Here is a 1,044-nt window from a genome sequence, read left to right as displayed (position 1 = left end):
AGCAATTACAACTTCCCTTGCTGCCATAGCAGGAATGAGTGCAATACATATTTCCCATGTAAACCCAATAGGCGCAAATATAGGATGAATTAAATGCCCTAACTGACCAGCTAAACTATAGTTAATGGCCGGCATGCTTGCATTATCTGGTGGTTGAGGGAACGTGACTAGCACCCATAACAAGATAGACAGTGCGACGATAATGCCACCAACTCGTTTTAAGAAAATAGTTGCCCTATCATATAAGCCTAATGCAATATTTCTAATATCTGGAATTCGGTATGTGGGAAGTTCAAAAATAAAAATACTTTCAGTTTTATCTTTTCGAACCAATTTCAGAAACACTGAAACTAATAACGCTGAGACTATTCCCGACATATAAAGACCAAAAAGGACTAATCCTTGCAGACTTAACCAGCCGTAGATTAATTGGTTCGGAATAAATGCCGCGATCAATAAAGCATATACTGGCAATCTTGCTGAACAGGTCATCAAGGGTGCAATCATAATTGTTGCTAATCGGTCCCGTTCAGAGCTGATACTTCTGGTTGCCATAATTCCGGGAATGGCACAAGCAAAACTGGATAGCAGAGGAATAAATGAACGGCCGCTAAGCCCGGCTTTAGACATTAATTTATCTAAAAGAAATGCTGCCCGGGGTAAATAGCCTGACTCTTCAAGCATTAAAATGAAGAAGAATAAAATCAAAATCTGAGGCATATATGCAAGCACGCTACCTGCACCAGCAATTACCCCATCCACAACCAAGCTTTTTAATAGAGGATGTTGGATTAGTGGTCCAATAAAATCACTGAGCCATGCGACAAAATTTTCAATGAATTCAATAAAAGGCGTTGCCCATATAAATACCGCCTGGAACATCACAAACATGGTTAAAGTTAAGATTACTAAACCCAATACAGGATGTAGAAAAATTTTATCTAGAAATGCGGTTCTTTTATCACCACTGTCATTATTTAAAATAACTTGTTTGGTGATTTGTTTGACCTGTTCAAAATGACTTAATTCAGAATGATAAGGAGT

The 1,044-nt window shown here is 38.2% G+C and carries 1 protein-coding gene; it reads right to left on the bottom strand.

Features of this window, described 5'->3' with window-relative positions; genetic code table 11:
* Nucleotides 1-1,044: nucleoside recognition domain-containing protein (locus SE27_RS14720; RefSeq protein WP_455550028.1), on the bottom strand; the 1,044-nt coding region annotated here is incomplete at both ends.

Source organism: Acinetobacter harbinensis, from assembly GCF_000816495.1.
Taxonomy (GTDB): Bacteria; Pseudomonadota; Gammaproteobacteria; order Pseudomonadales; family Moraxellaceae; genus Acinetobacter; species Acinetobacter harbinensis.
The sequence above is the reverse complement of the archived record's forward strand: the minus strand, read 5'-3'. Positions and strand labels throughout refer to the sequence as shown.